At 69.2% G+C, this 17,850-nt stretch carries 20 protein-coding genes; 14 read left to right on the forward strand and 6 right to left on the reverse strand.

Annotated features, from left to right (window positions below):
- Positions 1-275 precede the first annotated feature (275 nt).
- Both ABD188_RS10425 and ABD188_RS10430 read left to right on the forward strand, forming a co-directional pair.
- Positions 276-1,316: an aldo/keto reductase gene (locus ABD188_RS10425; RefSeq protein WP_344061552.1), complete on the forward strand. Its 1,041-nt coding sequence runs from the start codon at positions 276-278 to the stop codon at positions 1,314-1,316.
- An 83-nt stretch (positions 1,317-1,399) separates the two neighbouring features.
- The gene (locus ABD188_RS10430) at positions 1,400-2,002 is read left to right on the forward strand and encodes a histidine phosphatase family protein (RefSeq protein WP_344067017.1); all 603 of its coding nucleotides are present in this window, start codon (positions 1,400-1,402) and stop codon (positions 2,000-2,002) included.
- On the opposite strand, the gene ABD188_RS10435 is transcribed toward ABD188_RS10430, so the two are convergent.
- On the reverse strand, positions 1,990-2,511 hold the full coding sequence (locus tag ABD188_RS10435; protein ID WP_344061555.1) for a GNAT family N-acetyltransferase: 522 nt from the start codon (positions 2,509-2,511) through the stop codon (positions 1,990-1,992). The two genes, ABD188_RS10430 and ABD188_RS10435, sit on opposite strands and share 13 nt — an antisense overlap.
- Before the next feature lie 62 nt (positions 2,512-2,573).
- Here ABD188_RS10435 and ABD188_RS10440 point away from each other — a divergent pair, with 62 nt between their 5' ends.
- The gene (locus ABD188_RS10440; protein WP_344061558.1) at positions 2,574-3,386 is read left to right on the forward strand and encodes a 4-hydroxy-tetrahydrodipicolinate reductase; all 813 of its coding nucleotides are present in this window, start codon (positions 2,574-2,576) and stop codon (positions 3,384-3,386) included.
- Complete coding sequence (locus ABD188_RS10445) at positions 3,383-3,832, forward strand: tetratricopeptide repeat protein (protein WP_344061561.1); 450 nt, start codon at positions 3,383-3,385, stop codon at positions 3,830-3,832. Before ABD188_RS10440 ends, ABD188_RS10445 begins: the two co-directional genes overlap by 4 nt.
- Here the strand turns inward: ABD188_RS10445 and ABD188_RS10450 are convergent.
- From ABD188_RS10450 to ABD188_RS10465, 4 genes are all read right to left on the reverse strand, one after another.
- Positions 3,829-4,767, reverse strand: coding sequence for a TIGR01777 family oxidoreductase (locus ABD188_RS10450; protein WP_344061564.1), 939 nt, complete (start codon positions 4,765-4,767; stop codon positions 3,829-3,831). The two genes, ABD188_RS10445 and ABD188_RS10450, sit on opposite strands and share 4 nt — an antisense overlap.
- Entirely contained in the window at positions 4,760-5,185 is a 426-nt protein-coding gene (locus ABD188_RS10455) for an OsmC family peroxiredoxin (protein WP_344061567.1), read from the reverse strand. The genes ABD188_RS10450 and ABD188_RS10455 overlap by 8 nt, the downstream gene beginning before the upstream one ends.
- Positions 5,186-5,300: 115 nt before the next feature.
- Complete coding sequence (locus ABD188_RS10460) at positions 5,301-5,825, reverse strand: DUF4395 domain-containing protein (RefSeq protein WP_344061570.1); 525 nt, start codon at positions 5,823-5,825, stop codon at positions 5,301-5,303.
- On the reverse strand, positions 5,818-6,255 hold the full coding sequence (locus ABD188_RS10465) for a TlpA family protein disulfide reductase (RefSeq protein ID WP_344061573.1): 438 nt from the start codon (positions 6,253-6,255) through the stop codon (positions 5,818-5,820). The genes ABD188_RS10460 and ABD188_RS10465 overlap by 8 nt, the downstream gene beginning before the upstream one ends.
- Positions 6,256-6,493: 238 nt before the next feature.
- Between ABD188_RS10465 and thyX the strand changes: the two genes are divergently transcribed.
- Complete coding sequence (thyX, locus tag ABD188_RS10470) at positions 6,494-7,261, forward strand: FAD-dependent thymidylate synthase (RefSeq protein WP_344061576.1); 768 nt, start codon at positions 6,494-6,496, stop codon at positions 7,259-7,261.
- A gap of 42 nt (positions 7,262-7,303) precedes the next feature.
- Positions 7,304-8,068: an SDR family NAD(P)-dependent oxidoreductase gene (locus tag ABD188_RS10475; RefSeq protein WP_344061579.1), complete on the forward strand. Its 765-nt coding sequence runs from the start codon at positions 7,304-7,306 to the stop codon at positions 8,066-8,068.
- A 13-nt stretch (positions 8,069-8,081) separates the two neighbouring features.
- On the opposite strand, the gene ABD188_RS10480 is transcribed toward ABD188_RS10475, so the two are convergent.
- The gene (locus ABD188_RS10480; protein WP_344061582.1) at positions 8,082-9,659 is read right to left on the reverse strand and encodes a Na+/H+ antiporter; all 1,578 of its coding nucleotides are present in this window, start codon (positions 9,657-9,659) and stop codon (positions 8,082-8,084) included.
- Between the two features lie 229 nt (positions 9,660-9,888).
- On the opposite strand from ABD188_RS10480, the gene dapA reads away from it, so the two are divergent.
- From dapA to ABD188_RS10520, 8 genes are all read left to right on the forward strand, one after another.
- Positions 9,889-10,866, forward strand: a complete 978-nt coding sequence (gene dapA, locus ABD188_RS10485; RefSeq protein ID WP_344061585.1) for a 4-hydroxy-tetrahydrodipicolinate synthase — start codon at positions 9,889-9,891, stop codon at positions 10,864-10,866.
- Between the two features lie 69 nt (positions 10,867-10,935).
- The gene (locus tag ABD188_RS10490; RefSeq protein WP_344061588.1) at positions 10,936-12,612 is read left to right on the forward strand and encodes a ribonuclease J; all 1,677 of its coding nucleotides are present in this window, start codon (positions 10,936-10,938) and stop codon (positions 12,610-12,612) included.
- A gap of 23 nt (positions 12,613-12,635) precedes the next feature.
- Positions 12,636-13,130 carry a GNAT family N-acetyltransferase gene (locus ABD188_RS10495; RefSeq protein ID WP_344061591.1) on the forward strand — a complete coding sequence of 165 codons (495 nt, stop codon included), beginning with the start codon at positions 12,636-12,638 and terminating at the stop codon, positions 13,128-13,130.
- Between the two features lie 92 nt (positions 13,131-13,222).
- The gene (locus tag ABD188_RS10500) at positions 13,223-15,928 is read left to right on the forward strand and encodes an FtsK/SpoIIIE family DNA translocase (RefSeq protein WP_344061594.1); all 2,706 of its coding nucleotides are present in this window, start codon (positions 13,223-13,225) and stop codon (positions 15,926-15,928) included.
- Between the two features lie 27 nt (positions 15,929-15,955).
- Positions 15,956-16,528 carry a CDP-diacylglycerol--glycerol-3-phosphate 3-phosphatidyltransferase gene (gene pgsA / locus ABD188_RS10505; RefSeq protein ID WP_344061597.1) on the forward strand — a complete coding sequence of 191 codons (573 nt, stop codon included), beginning with the start codon at positions 15,956-15,958 and terminating at the stop codon, positions 16,526-16,528.
- Positions 16,525-16,992 carry a CinA family protein gene (locus ABD188_RS10510; RefSeq protein WP_344061600.1) on the forward strand — a complete coding sequence of 156 codons (468 nt, stop codon included), beginning with the start codon at positions 16,525-16,527 and terminating at the stop codon, positions 16,990-16,992. The genes pgsA and ABD188_RS10510 overlap by 4 nt, the downstream gene beginning before the upstream one ends.
- 150 nt (positions 16,993-17,142) lie before the next feature.
- Positions 17,143-17,451 carry a helix-turn-helix domain-containing protein gene (locus ABD188_RS10515; RefSeq protein ID WP_179437768.1) on the forward strand — a complete coding sequence of 103 codons (309 nt, stop codon included), beginning with the start codon at positions 17,143-17,145 and terminating at the stop codon, positions 17,449-17,451.
- Between the two features lie 23 nt (positions 17,452-17,474).
- Positions 17,475-17,699 carry a DUF3046 domain-containing protein gene (locus ABD188_RS10520; RefSeq protein WP_344061605.1) on the forward strand — a complete coding sequence of 75 codons (225 nt, stop codon included), beginning with the start codon at positions 17,475-17,477 and terminating at the stop codon, positions 17,697-17,699.
- Positions 17,700-17,850 lie beyond the last annotated feature (151 nt).

The following is a 17,850-nucleotide window of genomic DNA, read 5'->3' on the forward strand; positions in this document are numbered from 1 at the left end:
GAGGCCGCCACGCACGATCAGAACGCCCGTCCCCTCTTCGGAGGGGGCGGGCGTTTCGGTCGTGAACGGGGCTTTTGTCGCAGCTGTCCGCCGAACGGGGGACAGAACGCGGCATCCACGCCCATCCGTGACAGAAGCGTTATGAAATGTTTACCGACAGGACCCCGCAGCGAACGGAGATGTCGCCGGTCTGCCATAACCTCAAAGTACCGCGCCGGGGGGTGTGGAAAAGGCGATCACGGGAGCTCTTCGGAGACCCTGTGAGGGGGTGTGACATGGCAACATTCGGCATCGGTTCGACGCTCCCGTCGACCGGCCAAGACACCGTGCAGCACGCCGCCGCGCCGCTGCATCCTTCAGCCCCCATTCCCGTGCAGGGACCGCCGGTGGGTGACGGCATCCGCGTACCGCTCGGCGAGACCGGCGCGAAGATCTTCCCGCTGATCCTCGGCGGCGCCGAGTTCGGCTGGAACGTCGACCTCGAGTCCAGCCACGAGATCCTCGACGCCTACGTCGAGCTGGGCGGCAACGCGGTCCACACCGCCGACAGCTTCTCGGGCGGTCGCAGCGAGCACATCATCGGACAATGGCTCCGGTCGAGGGGTCTGCGCGACGAAGTCGTGCTGGCGGTCCGCATCGGCGCGCACCCCGACAACCCGGGGCTGGGTCCGGTCAACCTCGTCCGCGCGGTCGAGGCTTCGCTGACACGGCTGGGAACCGACCGACTCGACGTGCTGTACCTCGACTCGACCGCCGACTCGGTGACAGCGCTCGAAGACACGCTGGCGACAGCCGAGTGGCTCGTCGAAGCGGGCAAAGTCACTGCCGTCGGCGCTGCCGGCTACACCGCCGCCCAGCTCGTCGAGGCCCGCATCCTGGCCTCGGCCGGGTACCCCCGCATCACCGTGCTCGACGTGCCGTTCAACGTGCTGCGCCGTCATGAATTCGACGCGGATCTGCGTCTGGTCGCCGGTGCGCAGGGTATGGCGGTCACGCCATCCCACGCGCTCGAGCACGGATTCCTCGCCGGTCGGCACCGCACGCGCGCCCGTGGCAGCCTCTCGGTGCGCAGCGCGCAGCTGGCAGCCAGCGTCAACCGCCGCGGAAGCCGCACGCTTCGTGCACTCGACGCTGTGGGCAGCGAGCTCGGCGTGCCGGATGCGGCAGTGGCCGTCGCATGGCTGCTCGCGCAACGGCTGGTGACCGCGCCGATCGTCAACGCCTACGCTCCGCACCACGTGCAAGAGCTGGTGCAAGGCGTGGGCGTGCCCCTCAGCCGCGCGCACCTCGCCGACATCGCTCGCGCCGCCGAGTAGCGCCCCGGCAGCGCGTCCGGCTCGTGACGTAGGCTGTTGTGGTGCCCTCTCGCAGGGCCGCGAACCCCAACGGAGTGAGCCGCTTGACGCACTACATCTACCTCGTGCGGCACGGCGAGCACCAAGATGCCGAGCACGGCCTCGTCGACGGACCGCTCTCGCCGCGTGGTCGCCGGCAGGCGTCGCTGCTGGCTGATCGGCTCTCAGGCGTGCCCTTCGATGCGGTGTGGCATTCCCCGCTCGAACGGGCCAGCCAGACGGCGCGCGCCGTCGCCGAGCGGATGCCGTCGCTCTCGCCGCAGCCGTCGGCGCTGCTGTTCGACTGCGTGCCGACGGGGATGACCGGCGAGACCCCGGCGGCGTTCGAGCCCTTCTTCGGATCCGTGACCGAGGCCGAGGTCGACGCGGGCAGCGCGCAGATGGCGGACGCAGTGAGCGAGTTCCTCGTCCGAAAGCGCGGCGAAGTGCACGAGCTGCTCATCACCCACAACTTCGTGATCGGCTGGTTCGTCCGCGAGGTGCTGCAGGCGCCCGACTGGAGATGGATGACGCTCAACCAGGCGCACTGCGGGCTGAGCGTGATCGCCCAGCGGCACGGCCGGCCCTGGACCCTGCTGTCGCACAACGACATGGCGCACCTGCCGGTCGAGCTGCGCACCGGGCTGCCCGAGATCTATCCCGTCTGAGCGGCTCCGCTTCCGCGCCTCGACCTGTCGTCGCGCACCAGGTCTTTGCCGTACCACCGTGACGCGTTCGGGTTGTCGTTGTAGCGGGGGATCTCGACGAAGCCCGAGTTCGCGTAGAGCCGCGCGGCGGCCTCGAGCGAGTGATGGGTGTCGAGCACCAGCTCGTGCGCTCCGAAGTCGACCGCCCGGCGTTCCAGGTCGTCGAGCAGCAGTCGTCCCCAGCCGCGCCCGCGCGTCTCGGGTCGGAGGTACAGATGCTTCACCTCGTACCGGCGCCCGTTCGCACCATCGGCGATGAGACGGATGCCGCCGCAGCCCACGGGGGCGCCGCTGTCGTCCTCGACGATCAGGAAGACTCCGGCGGGCGGCTCGAACAGCGAGGGATCGGGAAAGGCAGTCGTGTACACGACGTTCTGGTGAGCGAAGCCGCGCTCGCGCGACGCGAAGTACTCCGCCAGCAGAGCGTGCGCGTCGGGAGCGTCGACGGGGGATCGGCGAAGGGTTGCCACGCCACCAGCGTAGGCGGCCCGCCGCACCGGGCGGGATGCACCGCCCGCCTAGGATGGTCCCCATGACGACGCGCGTGGCCATCGTGGGCGGCACCGGCAAGCTGGGTGGGATCATCCGCGCAGTCGTCGACGAGACCGACGGGTTCGAGGTCATCGCGACGCTGTCGTCGCGGTCCGACTTCTCCGAGCTCGACGGCGCCGACCTCGTCGTGGATGCCTCCGTGCCGGCCGTGTCGATCGACGTCGTCCGCGCCTCCATCGAGCGAGGGCTGAACGTGCTCGTCGGCACGTCGGGGTGGTCTGCCGAGCGCATCGCCTTGGTGCGGCCCCTCGTCGACGCCGCAGGGACGGGTGTGGTCTTCATCCCCAACTTCTCACTCGGCTCGGTGCTCGGCTCGGCGATCGCGGCGGTGGCCGCGCCGTTCTTCCCCTCGATCGAGATCGTCGAGGCGCACCGTGAGACCAAGATCGACTCGCCGAGCGGCACGGCCGTGCGTACGGCGGAGCTGATCGCCGCCGCGCGCGCTGGCGTCGGGCCTGTCGAGTCGCCGCACGTCGACCAGCGCGCCAGGGGTCAGCAGGTCGCGAGCGTGCCGATCCATTCCCTGCGACGACCGGGCGTCGTCGCCCGCCAGGAGACGATCCTGTCGGGCGCGGGGGAGTCGCTCACGATCGTGCACGAGACGGTCGAGCCTGCGCTCGCATACGCGCCCGGCGTCCGCCTCGCCCTGAACGCCGCGCGCGACGCGAAGGGCGTCATCGTCGGACTCGACAGCTTCCTCGACATCGGCATCCGTGCGCCCGCAGGCGCCCCGGCCGCGCCCGTCGACGAGGGCGGCGTGCCCGGGCAGGTCGCGCGCGTCACCGGCGCATGAGCACACGCGTCGGCGTCGCCATCATGGCGGCCCTGCTCGTGCTCTACATCGTGCTGGTGGGGCAGCGGGCCTGGCTGCTGCTGACCTCGGGCGAAACCGTGGCGGTCGCGATCGGTGTGGCACTCGTCGTGCTGCCGGTCGTCGCGATGTGGGCACTCGGTCGCGAACTGTGGTTCGGGATGCGCGCAGAGCACCTCGGACGCCGCCTCGAGTCCGAAGGCGCACTGCCCGCCGAGGATGTGGCCGTGCGTCCCAGCGGTCGCGTGCTGCGCGAAGACGCGGATGCCGTCTTCCCCCTCCATCGAGCCGACGTCGAATCGCACCCCGAGGACTGGCGGGCGTGGTATCGCCTGGGGCTCGCGTATGACGCGTCGGGCGATCGCCGGCGGGCACGGGAGTCGGTGCGCACCGCGATCCGCCTCGAAGCCGCCGAGCGTCGGAGCTAAGCGGCGGGCCCGCCGGCCGGCACTGCTGCAGCCACCGCGCTCTGGACGGTCGGATGCGCGAACGTGAAGCCGGATTCCTCCAGCACGCGGGGGACGACATCCGCGTCCGTGATGAGGAGGGCCTCGGTCGCGGGCGAGCCCAGGGCGAGCTTGATCCCCCAGACCGGTGCGCGGAGCAGGAACGGACGGTTCATCCGCATCGCGAGGGCGAATCCCAGGTCGTTCGCCGTGGCGCGTGTCGGTCCGGTCAGGTTGACCGGACCGGTCAGACCCGCGTCGATGACGTGACGGATCGCCCGGATCTCGTCATCCAGCGAGATCCACGGCCACACCTGCGTGCCACGGCCGATCGGGCCGCTGACACCCAGCTTCGTGAGCAGCAGGAGGGGTTTGAGCACGCCGTCGCGGTGGATGATCGGCGCGGTGCGCAGCAGTGAGACCCGCGCCTCGTCGCCGGCCCCGAGCGCCGCAGCCTCCCACTCACCGCACAGGTCGGCGAGGAAGGAGTCCCCGCGCGGAGCGCTCTCGTCGAGCCGTTTTCCCGGCGCGGAGCCGTAGTAGCCGACGGCCGACGCCGAGACGAAGGCCGGAGCATCCGATCCGAGCTCGCGCACTGCGCGGGCGATCGCGCGGGTCGGCGTGATCCGCGACCACAGCAGGGTGCTCTGATACTTCCGAGTCCACGGGAACCGCCCGATGCTCGCGCCGTTGAGCCCCACCACGGCGTCGGCGCCCTCGAGCACCGCAGGATCGAGGGGCTCGGGCCCGGTCAGCCATTCCACCTCATCCGGGCTGGCTGCCGGTCGGCGCACAAGAGTCGTCACCTCGACACCATCGGCGCGAAGACTGTCGACGAGCGCCGCGCCGATGAGACCCGACGCGCCTGCGACGACGACGTGGCGGATGCCGCCCGCGTCACCGCCGGCTTCAGGCAAGCGTGGCCTCGAGCGTGATCTCGATCCCTGCCAGGGCCTGCGACACGGGGCATCCGGCCTTCGCGGCCTGGGCGATGCGCTCGAAGTCCTCGGGGCTGATGCCCGGCACGACGGCGTTCACGTTGAGGTGGCTTCCGGTGATGCCGGTGCCGGCTTTGAAGGTCACGGATGCCGTCGTGTCGATCGACTCCGGAGGGGTGCCGTTCTCGGTGAGCGCGAGCGAGAACGCCATGCTGAAGCACGAGGAGTGCGCTGCCGCGAGCAGTTCCTCAGGGGTGGTCACCGACGTGGAACCCTCGGAGCGGGCCTTCCAGTTGACCTCGAACGTCGCGAGTCCGGACGAGACCAGGGTCACGGCGCCCGATCCGTCCTTCAGGGTGCCCTTCCAGGCAGTGGTGGCTTCGCTCGTAACGCTCATTCCGGCTCCTCCATAAGGCGCGCGCCCGCTGGCCGGGCGTCTCGCGTCAGCCTAACCGCGGGGTGCCGGGAGCGCGACGGGTTGACAGCCGTCCGCCGCCGATTCCGACGCGGCGTCAGGCGGCGGCGGGGTGCTCGCGTCCGACGAGGCCGGCGCGCTGGAGCACGAGGTACAGCTGGCAGCCGAGGCACAGACCGAACGCGGCGTTGAGGAACGCGGCGACGAACGCCAGCGCGGCAGCCACCGGTATCGCCCACGGAACACCGAACAGAGCGAGCACCAGGCCGACACTGACGACGAAGAGTCCGACCCCCTGCGCGAATCGCGGGGGACGGGGGTCTTCCAGTTCGGCGGGCGGGCCGAGGCGCGGCTGCACGACCTTGCGATACAGCACGCCCCACGGTGCGGTGCGGGGCGACACGACAGACCAGAGGAACAGCAGCGCGATCAGTAGCAGCAGGAGGAAGCCGGGATCGAGGACCCGCTCGGCGATCGTCGAATCGGGGAGGGCGGTGGAGGTCGACAGCCCGGTGAACCCGAGGAACACGGCGATGAGGAGGAGAACCGAGGTGATCCCCGCCGCGAAGCGGGGCCCGCGCGGGTCGATCCCGCGGAGGCGAGGGGCCGGGTTGCTAGACATTCGCGCTCTCTTCGGTGAGTCGGTTCAATTCGAGCTCCAGCACGTCTCGGGTGGGCACGCCGCCGAATCGCGTCTGCACCACACCTCTGCTGTCGAGGACGAGCGTCGTGGGTGTCTGGAGGACATGGAAGTGCTTGGCGATGTCGGGGCGGTGCGTGAGGTCCACGTCGAGATGGCGCACGCCCTCCCGCCCGTCGGCGATCGCGCCGAGCGTGCGATGGACACCGGGGCATCGTGCGCACAGCTCGGTGCTGAACTGCAGCAGCGTCGCGACCTCGCCAAGCGCGTCCGCTCCGAGCCGAAGTGGCTCGACCACTTCGTGGGAGACGTGCCGACGAGGGCGGCTCTGCCGCCACTGCAGGAACACCCCGACAGCGACCGTCGCCGTCAAGAGGAGGGCGAGGCCGATGAGAGCGCTCACGAAGGTCACAACTCAGCAGGCTATCTCGTTGCAGCTGAATAGACCCCGGATGCGGCGAGTATGACGTTCCCGTCGTAACACAGCGGTGCGTGCCTGAGCTCGTCGGCGGTCACTGAGCCTGTCGGCGGTCCCTGAGCCTGTCGGCGGTCCCTGAGCCTGTCGGCGGTCCCTGAGCCTGTCGGCGGTCACTGAGCCTGTCGGCGGTCCCTGAGCCTGTCGAAGGGCGGCCGCCGGTAATGTGGCTCGCGTGACCGATGACACCGCACCCGCCACGCCCGAGATCGAGTTCCGCAGCGATGTGACGGTCGAGCTGGTGCGCTCGAGCGCCTCCGACTCCGACGTCCTGTTCGCGGCACGCGTGTCGACCCAGGGAGAGCAGACGCTCGAATCGGCGGCCGCCGGCCCGTCGACCAGCTCAGGGACCGGGTCGGAGGGCCGCGACCGCGGACTCATCAACTACCTGATGCGCGATCGACACGGCTCCCCGTTCGAGCACAACTCGATGACCTTCTACGTGCAGGCGCCGATCTTCGTCTTCCGCGAGTTCATGCGGCACCGCATTGCGTCGTACAACGAAGAGTCGGGCCGTTACCGCGAGCTGCGTCCGGTGTTCTACGTGCCCGCCCGGGAACGCAACCTCCTCCAGGTCGGCAAGCCGGGCGCATACGAGTTCCTGCCCGGCAGCGAGGAGCAGTACGCCCTCGTGGATGTCGCGACACGCGACGCGGCAACGTTCGCGTTCACGGCATACCAGCGGATGCTGGAGGCGGGCGTCGCCCGCGAAGTCGCGCGCATCGTGTTGCCGCTGAACATCTATTCGTCGATGTACGTGACGATGAATGCGCGTTCGCTCATGAACTTCCTGTCGCTGCGAACCAAGGTCGCCGGCACCCACTTCCCGTCGTTCCCGCAGCGCGAGATCGAGATGTGCGCCGAGAAGATGGAAGCCATCTGGACGGAGCTCATGCCGTTGACGCACGCGTCGTTCAACGCGAACGGCCGCGTCGCGCCGTAGCCGATGCGCTTCCCGCCCGCGGGTCGACCTAGGCTCTGAGGCATGCCCAAAACCGCTCTCATCACCGGCGCCAGCTCTGGTCTCGGCGCCGAGTTCGCGCGCCAGCTCGCGCTGCGGGGCGCCGATGTCGTCCTGGTCGCCCGCGACAAAGAAGCCCTCGAGTCCGTTGCCGCATCGCTGCGCGACGGCTACGGTGTCACGGCCGAGGTCATCGTCGCCGACCTGACTGTTCCGCGACAGCGCGACAAGATCGCGAACCGCCTGCAGGAGGCCCACCGCCCGATCGAGATCCTCGTCAACAACGCCGGCTACGGCCTCCCGCTCGCGTTCGAATCGAACGACATCGAGGATGAGGCGCGCCACCTCGCGCTGCACGTCGAGGCGCCGATGCGCCTCATCCACGCCGCCCTCGGGTCGATGCTGGCGCGGGGGAGCGGCCGGATCATCAACGTGGCCTCGGTCGCCGGCTTCATCCCCCGCGGCACATACGGCGCCGTCAAGGCGTGGGTCATCAGCTTCAGCCGCTGGGCGAACGTGCGCTATGCGCCGCGGGGTGTGACCGTGACCGCAGTGTGCCCCGGGTTCGTGCACACGAACTTCCACGAGCGTCTCGGCCTTCCGCCCGGGCAGGAGGGGATCCCCGACGCGATGTGGCTCACTGCGCACGACGTCGTCCAGGCTGCGCTTCAGGATGCGGCGCGCGGCAGGGCGGTCTCGGTTCCCTCGCTGCGATACAAGGCGCTCATCGCCCTCACGCGGCTGGTGCCGGCATCCGTCGTCGTGAAGGCAGGCGAAACCGGACGCTGACGCAGCGGCCTGGTCACTCCAATTGGCGGCCGGTGAGCCGGATCTCCTCGAGGTCGAGCTGCGTCTGCAGGGCACGGACCACCGTGTCGTCGATGCGCTGTTCGTCGCGGAGCCGCAGCACGGTGTCACGCTTGACCTGCATCGCCGCCAGCCGAAGGCGCCGGTACTGCTCCTTCGTGCGCGCGGTCTCGGCGCCGTCCGCGGTCTCGCCATCGGCCTGCAGCGCCGCCAGATGCTGCTCCGACTCCTGTGCGACCCTGTCACGCACCTCGTCATCGACGCCGAGCGACGCCGCGAGATCGGGAAGGGCCGCGAGTGCCGCGCGCGTGGCCTCGGTCTGCGCGAGCAGGCGTTCATCCGCCTCGCTGTCCGCCGGAAGGCGGGCCCAGCGGATGAGCAGGGGGAACAGCGGCCCCTGCACGGCGAGCGTGAGCACGATCACCACCGCCGTGACGAACACGACGAGGTCGCGCATGGGGAACGGCGCGCCTCCCTCGATCGTCAGTGGGATCGCGAGGGCAGCGGCGAGCGAGACCGCGCCGCGGTAGCCCGCGAACGCGTTCATCACGAGCGCCCGCGTCGGCGCGCGCAGCGTGCGCTGGTAGGGCCGACGATCGAGCGTGCGGATGAGGCCCGTGGTGATGAACGTCCAGGCCAGCCGCACGACGATGAGCGCGATCCAGACGATGACGCCGAGCAGGATGCCGAAACCCAGGTCGCCGGACGGCAGATCGCGCACAACGACCTGAAGCTCGAGCCCGATGAGCACGAAGAGCGCCCCGTTGAGGATGTATGTCGTCAGCGTCCAGAACGACAGCGCCTGATCGCGGGCCTCGGGTCGTGCCACGCGTGGACCGCGCTGGCTCATGAGCAGCCCGCACACCACGACCGCGAGCACTCCGGAGGCATGGACGAGCTCGGCGGCGAGAAACGCGAGAAACGGCGTCATGATCATCGCGACGTTGCTCGCAACCGTGATTCGGATGCGACGCAGGTATGCGCCGAGGAACCCCACCGCGAACCCGATCGCCACTCCACCCACGTACGAGACCGCGAGGTCCCATGTCACCGAGAGCGGCGTGAGCTGCGCGGAGCCGACCGCGACACCGACCGCCAGCCCGTAGACGACGAGCGCCGTGCCGTCGTTGATGAGGCTCTCGGCACGCAGAACGGTCCGCTGACGCAGCGGGAGTCCGCTCGCGAGGGTTCCGACCGCCGTCGCATCGGTCGGTGCGAGCGCGGCGCCCATCACGAGCGCGATGGCCCACGGCATCCCGAACCACACCCCTACGCCCGCGACCGCGAAGGCCGTCGCGAACACGAGCAGGGTGCCGTTGAGCACGATGACCCGCAGGTAGCGCCGGGTCTCGCGGAGCGAGGTGGTGACGCTCTCCCAGAAGAGCAGCGCGGGCAGGAACAGCAGCAGGACGGCCTCGGACGGCAGCTGCACGTCGCGCAGCGCCGGGATGAACCCGAGCAGCACGCCGACGATGACCTGGACCAGGGCGAGCGGGATCCGCAGGCGCGGCGCCGCCGCTGCCGCGATGACGAGCGCGACACCGATCGCGACGATGGCTTCGAGTGCGAGCACGGGTGACCTCCTCGAATGCAGGTGTGGCGCCAGCGTAGCGGCGAGCGCTGAGCGGCGGCGTGCGTCAGCGAGCCGGGGGTTTGGGGCGGAGCCCCATTGGGCGGCGTGCGTCAGCGAGCCGGGGGTTTGGAGCGGAGCCCCATTCGGCGGCGTGCGTCAGCGAGCCGGGGGTTTGGGGCGGAGCCCCATTCGGCGGAGCGGTATCCGTCCGAGCCGATACCCTGAAGGAATGACGCACACCGGCAATCCGTTCGGCCAGGTGCTCGTCGCTCTCGTCACTCCGATGACGACGGAGGGCGAGGTCGACTGGCCCGCGGTCGAGAAGCACATCGACGACGTCATCACCGCGGGCGCCGACGGCATCGTCGTCACCGGCACGACGGGTGAGACCAGCACACTGACGGATGCCGAGAAGATCCGGCTCGTCGAGGTCGGCAAGGATGTCGCGGCCGGCCGCGCCAAGATCATCACCGGCGGCGGGTCGAACGAGACGGCGCACGCGATCTCGCTCTACAAGGCGAGCGAGAAGGCCGGCGCCGACGGCATCATGATCGTCACGCCGTACTACAACAAGCCGACGCAGGCGGGCGTGCTGACTCACTTCCGGCTCGTCGCAGACGCCACCGACCTGCCGGTGATCCTCTACGACATCCCCGGCCGCACCGGCGTCCCCATCGCGTACGAGACGATCCTGCGGATCGCCAAGCACCCCAATGTGCTGGCCATCAAGGACGCGAAGGGCGACTTCAGCGAGGTCAGTCGCGTGCTCAACCAGACCGACCTGATGTACTTCTCCGGCGACGACTCGAACGTGCTGCCCCATCTGTCGATCGGGGCCACCGGGCTCATCGGCGTGACCGCGAACATCGCGGCCCAGCCGTACCGCGCCATCGTGGACGCTGTGAACCGCGGCGACCTGGCGGCAGCGACCGCCGAGCACAAGCACCTCGAGCCGCTCGTCCGCGCCGTGATGACGCACGTGCCGGGCACCGTGTCGGCGAAGTACATCCTGCACGGGCTCGGCCGCATCGGCAGCCCGCGCGTCCGGCTGCCGCTCGTCGGTCCCGAGGAGTGGGAGGCCGCCAAGATCGAGGACGAGCTCGCCCTCGTTCGCGGCGTCCCCGGCGCCGACTTCTCCAACTTCCGACCCGATCGCAACGCCGCCGCGGGCGGCGCCCTGCCGAAGGTCTCCGGCACCACGAGATGACGACCATGCGCCGCCACACATCGTGGCGGCGCAGACGCGGATGCCCCGGCATCCCGAGGAAGGTGACTGATGCCCGGCACCGTGTACGACCCGCCCGCCCTCGAAGCCGGAACACTGCGCGTGACGCCGCTGGGCGGACTCGGGGAGGTCGGCCGCAACATGACAGTGTTCGAGTACGGCGGCAAGCTGCTCATCGTCGACTGCGGAGTGCTGTTCCCCGAAGAGCACCAGCCCGGCGTCGACCTGATCCTGCCCGACTTCGAGCCCATCAAGAACCGGCTCGACGACGTCGTGGGCATCGTGCTCACGCACGGTCACGAAGACCACATCGGCGCCGTGCCGTACCTGCTCAAGCTCAAGCAGGACATTCCCCTGATTGGGTCGGGGCTCACCCTCGCCCTGATCGAGGCGAAGCTCAAAGAGCACCGCATCAAGGCGTACACGCTCACGGTGAGCGAGGGGCAGCACGAGAGGCTCGGCGCCTTCGACCTCGAGTTCATCGCGGTCAACCACTCGATCCCCGACGCGCTCGCGGTGGCGATCCGCACGCCCGCCGGACTGGTGCTCGCCACCGGCGACTTCAAGATGGACCAGCTTCCCCTCGACGGCAGGCTGACCGACCTCCGCGCCTTCGCGCGGCTCGGCGAAGAGGGCGTCGACCTGTTCCTCGTCGACTCGACCAATGCGGACGTCCCGGGCTTCACGCCCCTGGAGCGCAGCATCGGCCCCGTGCTCGATCAGGTCATCGGCAAGGCGCCCCGCCGCGTGATCGTCGCAAGCTTCTCGAGCCACGTGCATCGTGTGCAGCAGGTGCTGGATGCCGCAGCCGCCCACGGTCGCCGGGTTGCCCTGCTCGGTCGCAGCATGGTCCGCAACATGGGCATCGCCGAGGACCTCGGCTACCTGCACGTGCCCGAAGGCGTGTTCATCGACTACAAGAAGGCACGCGACCTGCCCGACGACAAGATCGTCTACATGTCGACGGGGTCCCAGGGCGAGCCGATGGCGGTGCTGAGTCGCATGGCGAACAACGACCACGAGATCGAGCCCGGTCCGGGCGACACGGTGATCCTCGCCTCCAGCCTCATCCCCGGGAACGAGAACGCCGTGTACCGCGTGATCGACGGGCTGACCAAGCTCGGCGCGAACGTGGTGCACAAGGGGAACGCGAAGGTCCACGTCTCGGGTCATGCCGCGGCGGGGGAGCTGCTGTACTGCTACAACATCCTCAAGCCCAGGAACGTGCTGCCCGTGCACGGCGAGTACCGGCACCTCATGGCCAACTCCAAGCTCGCGCAGGACACCGGCATCCCCGCCGATCGGACGATCCTGGGCGAGAACGGCACCGTCATCGACCTCAAGGACGGCGTTGCGAACGTGGTCGGCCAGCTCGACCTCGGCTTCGTCTACGTCGACGGCTCGACGGTCGGCGAGATCACCGAGGCCGACCTCAAGGATCGGCGGATCCTCGGCGAGGAGGGCTTCATCTCGGTCATCGTGGTGGTGGATGCCGCCACCGGCCGGATCATCACCGGGCCGGAGATCCACGCCCGCGGGTTCGCCGAGGACGACACCGTCTTCGACAGTGTGAAGCCGAAGATCGCCGCGGCGCTGACCGAGGCCGCGCGATCGGGGGTGCGCGACCCGCACGCCCTCTCGCAGGTCGTGCGGCGCACGATCGGACGTTGGGTGAATCAATCGCTGCGGCGGCGGCCCATGATCATCCCCCTCGTCATCGAGGCGTAACAGACCGCGAATACACTCACGACATGCCCTCGTCGTTCAGCATCCGACCGGCCACCCAGGCCGATGGCGCGTTCCTCGGCGACATGGTGGTCGAGGCGGCGAACTGGCGCCAGGGCGGCGCATCGCCGAAGCATCAGGTGATGACGAGCGCCGAACACGGTCGCTACGTCGCCGGCTGGATGCGCCCGGGCGATGCCGGGCTCATCGCCCTCGACGGACACGGCGAGCCGATCGGCGCCGCCTGGTACCGGATGCTGCCACGCAGCGACCCCGGGTTCGGCTATGTCGGCACCGGGGTGCCTGAGCTGATCATCGGAGTCCGGCCGATCTGGCGGGCGCACGGCGTGGGCCGGACGCTCCTGCACGGCCTCTGCGACCTCGCGCGGGCCGAGGGCTACGCGCGGATCAGCCTGAGCGTGGAACGCGGCAACTTCGCTGCGACGCTCTACCGCAGCGAGGGGTTCGCGGTCACACAGAGCGGAATGGGCCGCGACACGATGGTCAAGCGCCTGCGCTGAGGCCAGCCGCATCCGTCACCCGGCCGGAGGGGCGGGTGGCATGGCCGCGTCGTTCCGGGGAAAAGTCGTCGACGGGCCGTACGGTTGACGGCATGGCGAGTTCGACCAGAGGCACAGGCGCGCCCTCGAAAGGCACGCCTGCGAAGACCACGGCCGCGAAGACCACGCCTGCGAAGAGCACGGCGTCGTCGCGCGCGGCGAAACCCGCGCCCGCGCCCAAGCGCTATGTCGGCGATGCCGAGAAGCCGCCGCTCATCGTCCGTGCCTGGCTGGGTCTCGCGCACGCGACCGGTGGGCTGTTCCGGGCATTCGGTCCTGAGACCCTGGCGAAGGATGAGCGACGCGACGGCTTCCCGTTCCTCCTGGTACTGCTCGCCATCGCCGGTGCGGTCGTCGAATGGTTCTTCATCGGGTCGGATGTCGCGACCAACATCAGCGCCTACACGGTCGGCGCCCTGCTGGGGCGCGAGGCGTTCATCCTGCCGGTCCTCCTGCTGCTCCTCGCCGGCTGGATGTTCCGGCATCCGTCATCTGTGCATGACAACGGCCGCATCGGCATCGGGTTCGGCCTGCTGATCCTGACGATCGCCGGCTTCTGCCACGTCGCGGGCGACCGCCCGCAGCCGAGTCAGGGGCTTCCGGCGCTCAGCGCGGCCGGTGGACTGTTCGGCTGGATGATCGGCGAGCCGCTCGCATTGCTCCTCACCCCGATCGGCGCCTACATCGTGCTGGGCATCCTGGCGGCGCTCAGCATCCTCATCATCACGAAGACTCCGCCGAACCGGATCGGGCGTCGCCTCGGCGAGCTCTACAACTGGATGTTCGGCACCGAGCCGGGCGATGCGACACCGGCGACGGATGCCGCACCCACCGGCACGGACGCTGACGCCGACGCCACCGACTCGGCGCTGCCATGGTGGCGGCGCAACAAGACCGGGCGCGAGAAGGACCCGGACAGCGGGATCGCCTCGCAGGACCTCACCGAACTGCTGCCACCCGGTGCGGTCGTGGGCGGCTTCGACCAGGCCGTCCTCCCTGCTGCGCCCCCTGCACCGACCTTCACGCCGGACGCTCCCACCGAGGTCATCGACTCGGCAGCGCTCGCGGGTGCCAAGGCGGCGAAGAAAGGCGGCACGTCGCTGCGCGACGACTCCGATCAGGACCCGCTGGACGACGGCATCCTGCCGGGCCTGTCCGGGATCGGCTCCGACTCCGTCCGCTCCGCGCCGGCGGCAGCGTACCGGCTTCCGTCGGTGAACGCCCTCGCGGCGGGCACTCCGCACAAAGCGCGTTCGCAGGCCAACGACGACACGGTGAGGGCGATCACGAGCGTGCTCGACCAGTTCCAGGTCGACGCCCGTGTGACCGGCTTCTCGCGCGGCCCGACGGTGACGCAGTACGAGATCGAGGTCGGCCACGGCGTCAAGGTGGAGCGGATCACTGCTCTCACCAACAACATCGCCTACGCGGTGGCGTCGAACGAGGTGCGCATCCTCGCACCCATCCCCGGGAAGAGCGCCATCGGCGTGGAGATCCCGAACACCGATCGAGAGATCGTCACGCTCGGCGATGTGCTGCGCTCGACGAACGCGCAGAGCTCCACGCACCCCATGACCATCGGCGTCGGCAAGGACGTCGGGGGCGGATATGTCGTCGCGAACCTCGCCAAGATGCCCCACCTGCTCGTGGCCGGTTCCACGGGCTCGGGCAAGTCGAGCTTCGTGAACTCCATGATCACGAGCCTGCTCATGAAGGCGAAGCCCGCGGACGTCCGTATGGTGCTGATCGATCCGAAGCGCGTGGAACTCACCTCATATGCCGGCGTGCCGCACCTCATCACGCCCATCATCACGAACCCGAAGAAGGCGGCCGAGGCGCTGCAGTGGGTCGTGAAGGAGATGGACATGCGGTACGACGACCTCGCATCGTTCGGGTACCGCCACATCGACGACTTCAACGCCGCCATCCGCGCGGGAGAGGTGAAGCTGCCGCCCGGCAGCGAGCGGGTGCTCAAGCCCTACCCGTACCTGCTGGTCGTCGTCGACGAGCTCGCCGACCTCATGATGGTCGCGCCTCGCGACGTCGAGGACTCGATCGTCCGCATCACGCAGCTCGCCCGGGCCAGCGGCATCCATCTCGTGCTCGCCACCCAGCGCCCATCGGTGGATGTCGTCACCGGCCTCATCAAGGCGAACGTGCCGTCGCGGCTCGCGTTCGCCGTGACGAGCGTCACCGACTCTCGCGTCATCCTGGATCAGCCCGGTGCCGACCGGCTGATCGGCCAGGGCGATGCACTCTTCCTGCCGATGGGAACCTCCAAGGCGGTGCGCGTCCAAGGGGCGTGGGTCAGCGAGCTCGAGATCGAGAAGGTCGTCGCGCACGTCACGGCGCAGGCGCGACCCGAGTACCGCGCGGACGTCGCGGTGGTCGCCGAGAAGAAGGAGATCGACGCGGACATCGGCGACGACCTCGAGCTGCTTCTCGCGGCCGCCGAGCTCGTCGTCTCCACGCAGTTCGGCTCGACGTCGATGCTGCAGCGCAAGCTCCGGGTCGGCTTCGCGAAGGCCGGACGACTCATGGATCTCCTGGAGTCGCGCGAGATCGTCGGGCCGTCCGAAGGATCGAAGGCCCGCGATGTCCTGGTCACCAACGAGCAGCTGCCCGGCGTCCTCGCCCGGCTTCGCGGAGACGATGTGCCCGACGTCGAGCCCGATCCCGTCGACGCGCAGTACGACGGTTACGCCGTCGTCGAGAGCGACGACGACGAAGACGCCTGGGGGCTCACCGGCCGCGATTGACCGGCGCCACCGCGTTAGGCTCGGGCCATGGCCATCCCACGGCAGCTTCCCAACGCCATCACGATCGTGCGCATCCTCTGCGCGCCGGTGTTCCTCTGGATGCTGCTCGCCGACGGGGGAGCGGACGGCACGCTCAGGTGGTGGGCCGCCGTGCTGTTCATCGTCGCGATCGCGACCGACGGGATCGATGGCTACCTGGCACGCAAGCACCACATCGTCACGGACCTCGGAAAGCTGCTCGATCCGCTCGCCGACAAGATCCTCACCGGCTTCGCGTTCATCGGCCTGTCGATCCTGGGCGAGCTGCCGTGGTGGATCACGATCGTCGTCCTCATCCGCGAGATCGGCATCACGGTGCACCGATTCATCGTCGCGAGCGATCATGTGGTGGCCGCCGCCTGGATGGGTAAGCTGAAGACCCTCGCACAGGCGGTCGCGCTCTCGCTCGCACTGCTGCCGCTGTGGACGCTCGTCGGCGACTGGATCTTCTGGGTGAACGGCATCACGATGACGATCGCCGTCGTCCTCACGATCGCCAGCGGCATCGACTACGTGATCACCGCGGTGCGCGCCGGGCGCAAGAGCAGGGATGCCGCATGACGGATCTCGCCGCTGCGGAGGTGCTGGAGCGTCTGGACCGGCGTGGCTGGACCATCGCCACAGCCGAGTCGCTCACCGGCGGCCTCGTCGCCGCGGCGATCGTGTCGGTGCCCGGCGCCTCGGCCGCCATGCGCGGGGGCGTGGTGGCATACGCGACGGACGTGAAGCAGTCGCTGCTGAAGGTCGACGCCGACCTGCTCGCCTCGGCAGGAGCGGTCGACCCGGCCGTGGCGTGGCAGATGGCGGAGGGCATCCGAACCCTGCTGGGCGCGGATGTGGGCGTCTCGACGACCGGTGTGGCGGGACCCGATCCACAGGACGGCAAACCCGTCGGCACCGTCCACATCGCCGTCGTCACGCCGGAGGGGACCGGGATCACGTCGCTGGAGATCCCCGGCTCGCGTGATCAGATCCGCGCAGCGACAGTCGATCGTGCACTCGCACTGTGCCTCGAAGAACTGTGAGGTCACATCGGGAACACAACGTGTTTCGGCTCGGTTACATTCAGCGATTCCCACCCATTCCACAGTGGACGGGATTAGATTGGCATCATCCGGTGCTGTACCGTTGTCCACCCGGAGAACGGCGGAATCAGAAGTGAGAGGGGGCCCACAGTGATCCTGGTTCGTCAAGAGATCGGCGAAGTGCTTCGTGACTTCCGCCAGCAGAAGGGCCGCACCCTCCGTCAGGTTGCGAGCCGTGCGAGTGTCGCACTCGGATATCTGAGCGAGGTCGAGCGCGGTCAGAAAGAAGCGTCGAGCGAAATCCTGGCGTCCGTCGCCGAGGCCCTCGATGTTCCCATCTCGATCATCATGCGCGAGGTCGGCGACCGCATCTCGGTGCTCGAAGGCCTGCAGGGCTTCCCGGACGTCGTTCCCGACGACCTGGTCGCCTCGGTCGACGCCGAGCTGTCGCTGCGCTGATCCGCTGACCTTCCGTCCCGGTCATGCGCCGCAGTGAGTTCGATCGTGCCGTGCGCGACGAATTCGGCATGCAGGCTGGTCCGCTCATCGCCGATCTGGTGCTGTCCGACCTGAATGGTCGCACCGCCGCCCAGGCTCTGGATGCCGGCATCCCGCCCCGCGAGGTCTGGCTCGCGCTCTGCGTCGAGACCGACGTGCCACTCGAACGCCGCTACGGCGTGGGGCGCCTCGAACCGCGTCGCGGCTGAGCTCAGGCTCGGCGTGTCGTCGAACGTCTGTTCGACACCCGCGTAGGCTCCTGCACAGCAGGTGTCGAGGACGTGTCTGTCCACAGCGACGGGAGGAGCGAAGACGGATGTCGGAGCCCACCCCTAGCGTGAACCACGTCGAACGACACCA

It is taken from the genome of Microbacterium pumilum (assembly GCF_039530225.1).
Taxonomy (GTDB): Bacteria; Actinomycetota; Actinomycetes; order Actinomycetales; family Microbacteriaceae; genus Microbacterium; species Microbacterium pumilum.

What these genes read in the sequence shown, in the direction of transcription:
- ABD188_RS10455 (WP_344061567.1), bottom strand. Translation starts at nt 5,185, where the DNA reads ATGAGCGTTACGAGCGAAGCCACCACTGCCTGGAAGGGCACCCTGAAG.
- ABD188_RS10440 (WP_344061558.1), top strand. Translation starts at nt 2,574, where the DNA reads ATGACGACGCGCGTGGCCATCGTGGGCGGCACCGGCAAGCTGGGTGGG.
- ABD188_RS10490 (WP_344061588.1), top strand. Translation starts at nt 10,936, where the DNA reads ATGCCCGGCACCGTGTACGACCCGCCCGCCCTCGAAGCCGGAACACTG.
- ABD188_RS10495 (WP_344061591.1), top strand. Translation starts at nt 12,636, where the DNA reads ATGCCCTCGTCGTTCAGCATCCGACCGGCCACCCAGGCCGATGGCGCG.
- dapA (WP_344061585.1), top strand. Translation starts at nt 9,889, where the DNA reads ATGACGCACACCGGCAATCCGTTCGGCCAGGTGCTCGTCGCTCTCGTC.
- ABD188_RS10445 (WP_344061561.1), top strand. Translation starts at nt 3,383, where the DNA reads ATGAGCACACGCGTCGGCGTCGCCATCATGGCGGCCCTGCTCGTGCTC.
- ABD188_RS10475 (WP_344061579.1), top strand. Translation starts at nt 7,304, where the DNA reads ATGCCCAAAACCGCTCTCATCACCGGCGCCAGCTCTGGTCTCGGCGCC.
- ABD188_RS10425 (WP_344061552.1), top strand. Translation starts at nt 276, where the DNA reads ATGGCAACATTCGGCATCGGTTCGACGCTCCCGTCGACCGGCCAAGAC.
- ABD188_RS10520 (WP_344061605.1), top strand. Translation starts at nt 17,475, where the DNA reads ATGCGCCGCAGTGAGTTCGATCGTGCCGTGCGCGACGAATTCGGCATG.
- ABD188_RS10460 (WP_344061570.1), bottom strand. Translation starts at nt 5,825, where the DNA reads ATGTCTAGCAACCCGGCCCCTCGCCTCCGCGGGATCGACCCGCGCGGG.
- ABD188_RS10510 (WP_344061600.1), top strand. Translation starts at nt 16,525, where the DNA reads ATGACGGATCTCGCCGCTGCGGAGGTGCTGGAGCGTCTGGACCGGCGT.
- pgsA (WP_344061597.1), top strand. Translation starts at nt 15,956, where the DNA reads ATGGCCATCCCACGGCAGCTTCCCAACGCCATCACGATCGTGCGCATC.
- ABD188_RS10500 (WP_344061594.1), top strand. Translation starts at nt 13,223, where the DNA reads ATGGCGAGTTCGACCAGAGGCACAGGCGCGCCCTCGAAAGGCACGCCT.